This is a genomic window from Plesiomonas sp. (assembly GCF_051650925.1).
GTDB lineage: Bacteria > Pseudomonadota > Gammaproteobacteria > Enterobacterales > CAMTGL01 > Plesiomonas.
This window is the reverse complement of record NZ_JBOFRH010000014.1, coordinates 1-6385: the sequence shown is the minus strand read 5'-3', so window position 1 is coordinate 6385 and position 6385 is coordinate 1. Positions and strand designations below refer to the sequence as shown.

7 protein-coding genes are annotated in these 6385 nt (G+C 50.9%); all 7 read left to right on the top strand.

Annotation, left to right across the window (positions count from 1 at the left end):
• Positions 1–1000: flagellar hook protein FlgE (locus ACRC27_RS00370; protein ID WP_438638801.1), on the top strand; the 1000-nt coding region annotated here is incomplete at its 5' end.
• 16 nt (positions 1001–1016) lie between these two features.
• A complete protein-coding gene (gene flgF / locus ACRC27_RS00365; RefSeq protein ID WP_438638799.1) occupies positions 1017–1742 on the top strand; it encodes a flagellar basal-body rod protein FlgF in 726 nt (241 codons plus the stop codon).
• Positions 1743–1753: 11 nt separating this feature from the next.
• Positions 1754–2539, top strand: a complete 786-nt coding sequence (gene flgG / locus ACRC27_RS00360) for a flagellar basal-body rod protein FlgG (protein WP_438638798.1) — start codon at positions 1754–1756, stop codon at positions 2537–2539.
• A 32-nt stretch (positions 2540–2571) separates the two neighbouring features.
• Positions 2572–3234 (top strand): flagellar basal body L-ring protein FlgH, encoded by a 663-nt coding sequence (gene flgH, locus ACRC27_RS00355; protein WP_438638796.1) that lies wholly within the window; start codon positions 2572–2574, stop codon positions 3232–3234.
• Between the two features lie 8 nt (positions 3235–3242).
• Positions 3243–4337: a flagellar basal body P-ring protein FlgI gene (locus ACRC27_RS00350; protein ID WP_438631335.1), complete on the top strand. Its 1095-nt coding sequence runs from the start codon at positions 3243–3245 to the stop codon at positions 4335–4337.
• The gene (gene flgJ / locus ACRC27_RS00345; protein WP_438638794.1) at positions 4334–5323 is read left to right on the top strand and encodes a flagellar assembly peptidoglycan hydrolase FlgJ; all 990 of its coding nucleotides are present in this window, start codon (positions 4334–4336) and stop codon (positions 5321–5323) included. The genes ACRC27_RS00350 and flgJ overlap by 4 nt, the downstream gene beginning before the upstream one ends.
• Before the next feature lie 142 nt (positions 5324–5465).
• Positions 5466–6385, top strand: a 920-nt coding sequence (gene flgK / locus ACRC27_RS00340) for a flagellar hook-associated protein FlgK (protein WP_438638793.1), incomplete at its 3' end; no start/stop codon positions are given.

Genomic DNA, 6385 nt, shown 5'->3' with positions numbered 1-6385 from the left:
TCGCCAGAGTTTTGCCACTGGCAGCATGACCACCACTGGCCGTAATGCCGATTTGGCGATCAATGGCGATGGTTTTTTTGCGGTAGAGAATAACGGCCAGAAGTTTTATACCCGTGCCGGCATCTTTGACACCCGTCAGGACAAGAACAACCCAACCATGCTGAATCTGGTCAGCCCTGATGGCTCGTTACTGCTGGGCAAAGGGGGTAAGCCGATTACGATTGACCAAGCCGATCAAGCGCCGAAAGCAACCACCAAAGGTTCACTGGGTCTTAATTTGGATTCGGGTGCACCACTGAGCACTAAAACTCCCTTTAACCCCGACGACCCATCTACCTATAACTCTACCAGCACTGTGAAGGCGTATGACAAGCTGGGTAATGAGCATCAGGTTACTCAGTACTACTGCAAAACGGCAGAAGGTGAGTGGGATATGTATTCTATTGTAGATCCTGGAAAGAACCCTGCACAACCAACCCCAACACCAACAAAATTAACATTTGATGATAAGGGCGCTCTGACATCATCAAAACAGACAACTGTCTCAGTGCCTGGTGGTGAAACCGTTACTTTGGACATGAGTGCGATGACTCAATACGGCGGCGGCTTTAGCATTAACACCGTTAGCTCCGACGGCTATGCTGCCGGTAAGTTTGCTAATTGGTCATTCGAGCCAGATGGTACTGTGATTGCTCGTTATACCAATGGTGAAAAAGTCAGCCAAGGTCAGTTACAACTGGCACGCTTTACCAACAGTGAAGGCCTACAACCTGCCGGTGGCAACCGTTGGACCGAGACATTTGCCTCAGGACAGGCAATGGCTGGAGTGGCTGGTGAAGGTCAGTTAGGCAGTATTATGACTGGTCGTTATGAAAACTCTAACGTGAATATCAGTGATGAAATGGTTGGATTGATGGGGGCACAGAGTAACTATCAGGCCAATGCCAAATCAATTCAGGTTGCCAATGAGATGACCAAAGTTCTGTTCAACTCCTTGTAAGGGCCGAGTCTGAGTTATGGATAAATTGCTGTTTACTGCCCTGTCTGGCGCGCGCCGCACCTTGCTGTCGCAGCAGGTGCAGGCCAACAATCTGGCCAACGTGAATACCTCCGGTTTTCGGGCTGATTTGGAGCAGGCTTCGACTGAGCTGTTGCGCGGTGCGGGCTACCAGACTCGTGCGCTGGTGGGTGAGCAGCCTTTAGGCTCGGATCTCTCCGGTGGTGCGCTGCAACACACTGATCGGCCATTAGATATGGCGATACAGGGCGACGGTTTTTTTGCCGTTGAAACCCCAAAAGGTGAGGCCTATACCCGAGCCGGTAACTTTGCCACCAATGATGCCGGTGAGCTAAGTGTCAACGGTCACCCACTGCTGGGAACGGATGGCCCGATAGTACTGCCAGAATACAGCCAATTAAATGTGGGTAAAGATGGCACTTTGTCGATTGTTGCTCCAAACGGTGGTGTTATGCAGGAGGTGGGTCAGCTCAAACTGGTCAACCCCTCACCGGAAGCGATCAGCAAAAGTGAAGATGGCTTATTCCGCCTACGTGATGGCTCTAGCGCTGCCAGCGATGATGGCGTGCAAGTTGCCAGTGGTTATCTGGAATCCAGTAACGTGAATGCGGTCGATGCCCTGATCCGTAACATGACACTGGCACGTAATTTTGAATTTCAGGTCAAGATGATGAAAACCGCAGAGGATTTGACCACTGCGGGTAATCGTCTGATTCGTGAGTAAGGCATAACAGAATGAATGCAGCATTATGGGTAAGTAAAACCGGTCTGGCGGCACAAGACGTGCAGATGCAGGTGATCTCCAACAACTTGGCCAACGTGAACACCATTGGTTTTAAGCAAGACCGAGCCGCGTTTGAAGATCTGTTCTACCAGATCAAAAAGCAACCCGGTGGTATGGCCGATCAGCAAAATGAAACCCCAGGTGGTTTGATGCTGGGGAACGGGGTACGGGTTGTCGGTACTGAAAAACTGATGAAAACCGGTGCTTATCAGCAAACGGATGTCCCCACAGATTTGTCAATTCAAGGTCAGGGTTTTTTCCAGATTGAAATGGCTGATGGCACGATGGCGTATACCCGTAACGGTCAATTTCACCGCAATGCCGAAGGCATGTTGGTGAATGCCAATGGTTTGCCGCTTAGCCCGAATATTGAAATTCCGGAAAATGCTACCAGCTTCTCGGTAGGGACCGACGGTACAGTGAGCTATACCAGTGCCGATGATCCGCAACCACAAGAGCTAGGTCAAATCTCGTTGGTGAACTTCACCAATCCAGGCGGTCTTGAAGCTGCTGGAAGCAACTTATTTAAGGAAACCGGTGCCAGTGGCGCTCCGAATGAAGGGGTTGCCGGAGAAAATGGCTTAGGTCAGCTTAAACAATACTCATTGGAAGGCTCGAACGTCAGCGTAGTGGAAGAGATGGTCAATATGATCACCACCCAGCGCGCGTATGAGATGAATGCCAAAGTGGTATCCAGTGCTGATCAGATGCTGAAGTTTGTCAGCCAGTCACTGTAATTAATGTCGTAACGAAAAAGATTGAGGCAGTCATGAAACGCGTTCTGGTAATGATGACCTTGTTGTTGCTGGCCGGGTGTGCCCACCCGCCCATCGGCCCTTATCCCGGCGAAGATAATTTTACCCCTCCGCCGATGAAACTACCGGCCATGGAGCGGGATCAGGACGGCGGTTTGTTCAGCAATGATTACAACATGGCACTGTTTCAGGATCGGCGCGCGTTTCGTGTCGGTGATGTGTTAACGGTGGTATTGCAAGAGCAAACTAGCTCCAGTAAGAGAGCCGGCACCAGCTTTGGCAAGGAGAGTAATGCCAGTGTTGGGGTGGCCACCTTATTTGGCAAAGAGTACCCGAAGGCGGCATCCTCGTTAGGGGCTGATCGTGATTTCAAAGGTAACTCCACCAGCTCTCAGCAAAATTCGTTGTCAGGTAGCATCACTGTACTGGTATACGAAGTGATGCCTAACGGTATTTTGCGGGTTCGCGGTGAGAAGTGGTTGCGTCTCAATCAAGGCGATGAGTATATCCGTCTCAACGGGCTGGTACGAGTCGATGATATTGATGGGTCTAACCGAGTACCTTCCCAGCGTCTGGCTGATGCTCGGATCACTTATTCAGGGCGTGGCGCACTATCAGACTCGAACTCTGCTGGCTGGCTGACCCGATTCTTTAACAGTCCGTTTTTCCCTATCTGAGGTTGATAATGAGCATGCGTTATTTACTGCTGAGCCTGTGGCTTGGCAGTGTGTCCGCGATGGCGGCACCATTATTGAATATGGTAGATGTACAGGGGATCCGGGAAAACCAGCTGGTCGGTTACGGCTTGGTGGTGGGTTTAAGCGGTACCGGTGACAAGAGTCAAACCAAATTCACCTCGCAGTCGATTAAAAATATGCTGAGTCAATTTGGGGTACAGTTACCGCCGAATGCTGATCCGAAATTGAAAAACGTGGCGGCGGTAGCTATTAGCGCTACATTGCCGGCGCTGGCTTCAAAAGGCCAGACATTGGATATTACAGTTTCGTCATTGGGGGATGCCAAGAGTCTGCGCGGCGGTACGTTGCTGCTGACTCCGCTACGCGGGGTAGATGGGCAGGTGTATGCCATGGCGCAAGGCAATCTGGTTGTGGGCGGTTTAAACGCCGAAGGCGCTAGTGGCAGTGGGATCACGGTTAACATTCCAACTGCTGGATTGATCCCTAACGGTGCGTTGATTGAACGTGAGATCCCGTCCTCGTTTCTGACTAATCCCAATATAGTACTGAGCCTAAAACAGCCGGGCTTTAATACTGCACGCAATATCGAAATGGCGATAAACCGTGTATTGGGCCCAGGTGTAGCAAATGCCCAGAATAATGCCAAAGTTGTACTGCGCGCTCCAGAAGATCCTAGTCAGCGTGTTGGATTTATGGCGGCATTGGAAACCTTAAGTGTTAATGAAGGCCCTACGCCAGCACGTATTATTTTCAATGCGCGTACTGGCACCATTGTCATGGGGCAAAATGTCCGCGTGCGGCCGGCAATTGTCAGCCATGGTTCGTTGACAGTGAATATTGTTGAAAACCCTCAGGTCAGCCAGCCAAATGCCTTGTCCAACGGTAAGACCGTGGTGACACCACAGTCAGATGTCAGTGTGAATGAAGAGCGCGGTAAAGCCTTTATCTGGCCTGCGGGGACGTCGTTGAAAACCATTGTAGATGCCATTAACAGCTTAGGGGCAACTCCGAGTGATCTGATGTCTATCTTACAGGCACTCAAACAGGCTGGTGCGCTGGAAGGCGAGCTGATCGTGATATGAGTATAGAAATTGCGCCAGACGAGGCACAGACCTCGTTTTTGTACAACGATGTACACCAGTTACAGAGTATCAAAGGTAACCGTGATCAGCAGCAGGCTTTGCAGCAGGTATCACAACAGTTTGAGGCGGTCTTTTTACAGACCGTGCTCAAGCATATGCGGCAGGCCAGTAGCGCGATGCGCGATCCCGACTCACCGCTCAGTAGTCGCCAGCAAGATTTTTACCAGTCATTTTACGACGGTCAGTTGGCAGTAGAAATGAGCAAAAAAAGCCGAATTGGGATCGCCGAGATGCTGGTAAAACAGTTGGGCGCGGCAGTGCCAAAAACAACGGATAAACCGGCGGGTATCGCGAGTGAGTCGGCGCGTGCGGCGGAGAGTTTTGCCGTAACCATGCATGCTAAGCCAACGCAAACTAAACCGTTATACGCCTCGTGGCTGCCGGATACTGTCTTAGATCGCCTGTTTGGCGCCGGAGCGGGAAGCGAGGCGGTGGATTCAGCGTTGAATGCACAGACGGCTGATCCGCAAAAACAAAACTTCATTAAAAAACTGTTTCCATACGCTATCCGAGCAGCACGAGCGTTGGGGACGAGCCCAGCGGTATTACTGGCGCAGGCGGCACTGGAAACTGGCTGGGGCAAAGGGATATTACGTCACGGTGAAAAGAGCAGCTATAACCTGTTCAATATCAAGGCTAGCTCTGGCTGGCAGGGAGAACAGGTCACTGTTTCGGCGGAGGAGGTCATTGATGGTCAGACTGTCAATCAGCAATCGCCGTTTCGGGTATACCGGAGTTTTGCCGAATCGTTTGATGACTATGTCCGTTTTTTGCAGGGTAACCGCCGTTATGCCAAGGCATTGCAGCATACAGATAATCCAGAGCGTTACTTTAACCATTTGCAGCAAGCCGGTTATGCCACTGACCCCCAGTATGCCCGTAAGCTACAAGGGCTTTGGCAACAGGTGCAACAGATGCTGGAATAGCCGATTTATCCTCGGTATCACAGGTAAATTTAATCATCTTGCCTGGTAGGTCGCTTAATTACTTTCAGAACCCTGCAGACTGACTGTCTGCTAGCATTCGGCCATGAGACCGGGTGTTTTTACACTGAGTAAGGACGTTGTCATGAGTCTGATTAATATCGGTTTAACCGGTCTGGGCGCGGCCAATGCTGGCCTGAGCACCACCTCTCACAATCTGGTGAACATGAACACGCCCGGATATACCCGTCAGCGTATCGGTCTGGCCAGTGAAATTGGCCCAGGTGGTGTAGGTGCGGGGGTCGGTGTTACCGGCATTGATCGTCTGGCTGACGGCTTTTTGAATACGAGCTTGTGGCGCCAATCTTCGGCATTACAGCAGAGCAATACTCAATTCCGTTATATGAACAAGACCGAACAGATCTTGACGGCTGATAGCTCCAGCATCAACGTGGGTATGGATCGCTTTTACTCAGCACTCAGTGAAGCTGCGGTGAACCCGCAAGATATGGCGTTGCGTCAATCTATTTTGTCACAGGCCGATGCGGTAACTCAGCGTTTCAATAATATGGATGCGCAGCTAAAAAGTCAGCGCAAACAGCTCGACAGCCAGCTTGATTCGAGCATCAGCCAGACTAACTCACTACTGGCCAGCATCGCCGAGATGAACAAGCAGATCAAAGAAGCGGGTGCCAGAGGTCAATCTATGACCGATGTGTTGGATGCGCGCGATCAAGCTATCAGCCAGCTGTCAGAACAGTTGAATGTCAACGTGCAGTACAAACCAGATGGCACGGTTGATATCAATCTGGATCAGGGCCAGCCATTAGTTAGTGGTAATTCAGCCAGTCAGCTGGATATGGCGCGCGATGGCGTGATCAGCATCAAGCGTGGTGATGCTACCTTTGCAATGCCGCGTAATATGGGGGGTAGTATCGGCGGTCTGATGACCTTCCGCGATAAAGACTTGGTCGAAAAACAAAAAGAGCTGGATGTGATGGCTTATGGTTTTGCCCAGCAGTTCAATGCGGTGCATCAACAGGGTTACGACATCAACGGTAATCT

Coding starts and splice junctions, on each gene's coding strand:
- flgF (WP_438638799.1), top strand. CDS start 1,017: ATGGATAAATTGCTGTTTACTGCCCTGTCTGGCGCGCGCCGCACCTTG.
- flgG (WP_438638798.1), top strand. CDS start 1,754: ATGAATGCAGCATTATGGGTAAGTAAAACCGGTCTGGCGGCACAAGAC.
- flgH (WP_438638796.1), top strand. CDS start 2,572: ATGAAACGCGTTCTGGTAATGATGACCTTGTTGTTGCTGGCCGGGTGT.
- ACRC27_RS00350 (WP_438631335.1), top strand. CDS start 3,243: ATGAGCATGCGTTATTTACTGCTGAGCCTGTGGCTTGGCAGTGTGTCC.
- flgJ (WP_438638794.1), top strand. CDS start 4,334: ATGAGTATAGAAATTGCGCCAGACGAGGCACAGACCTCGTTTTTGTAC.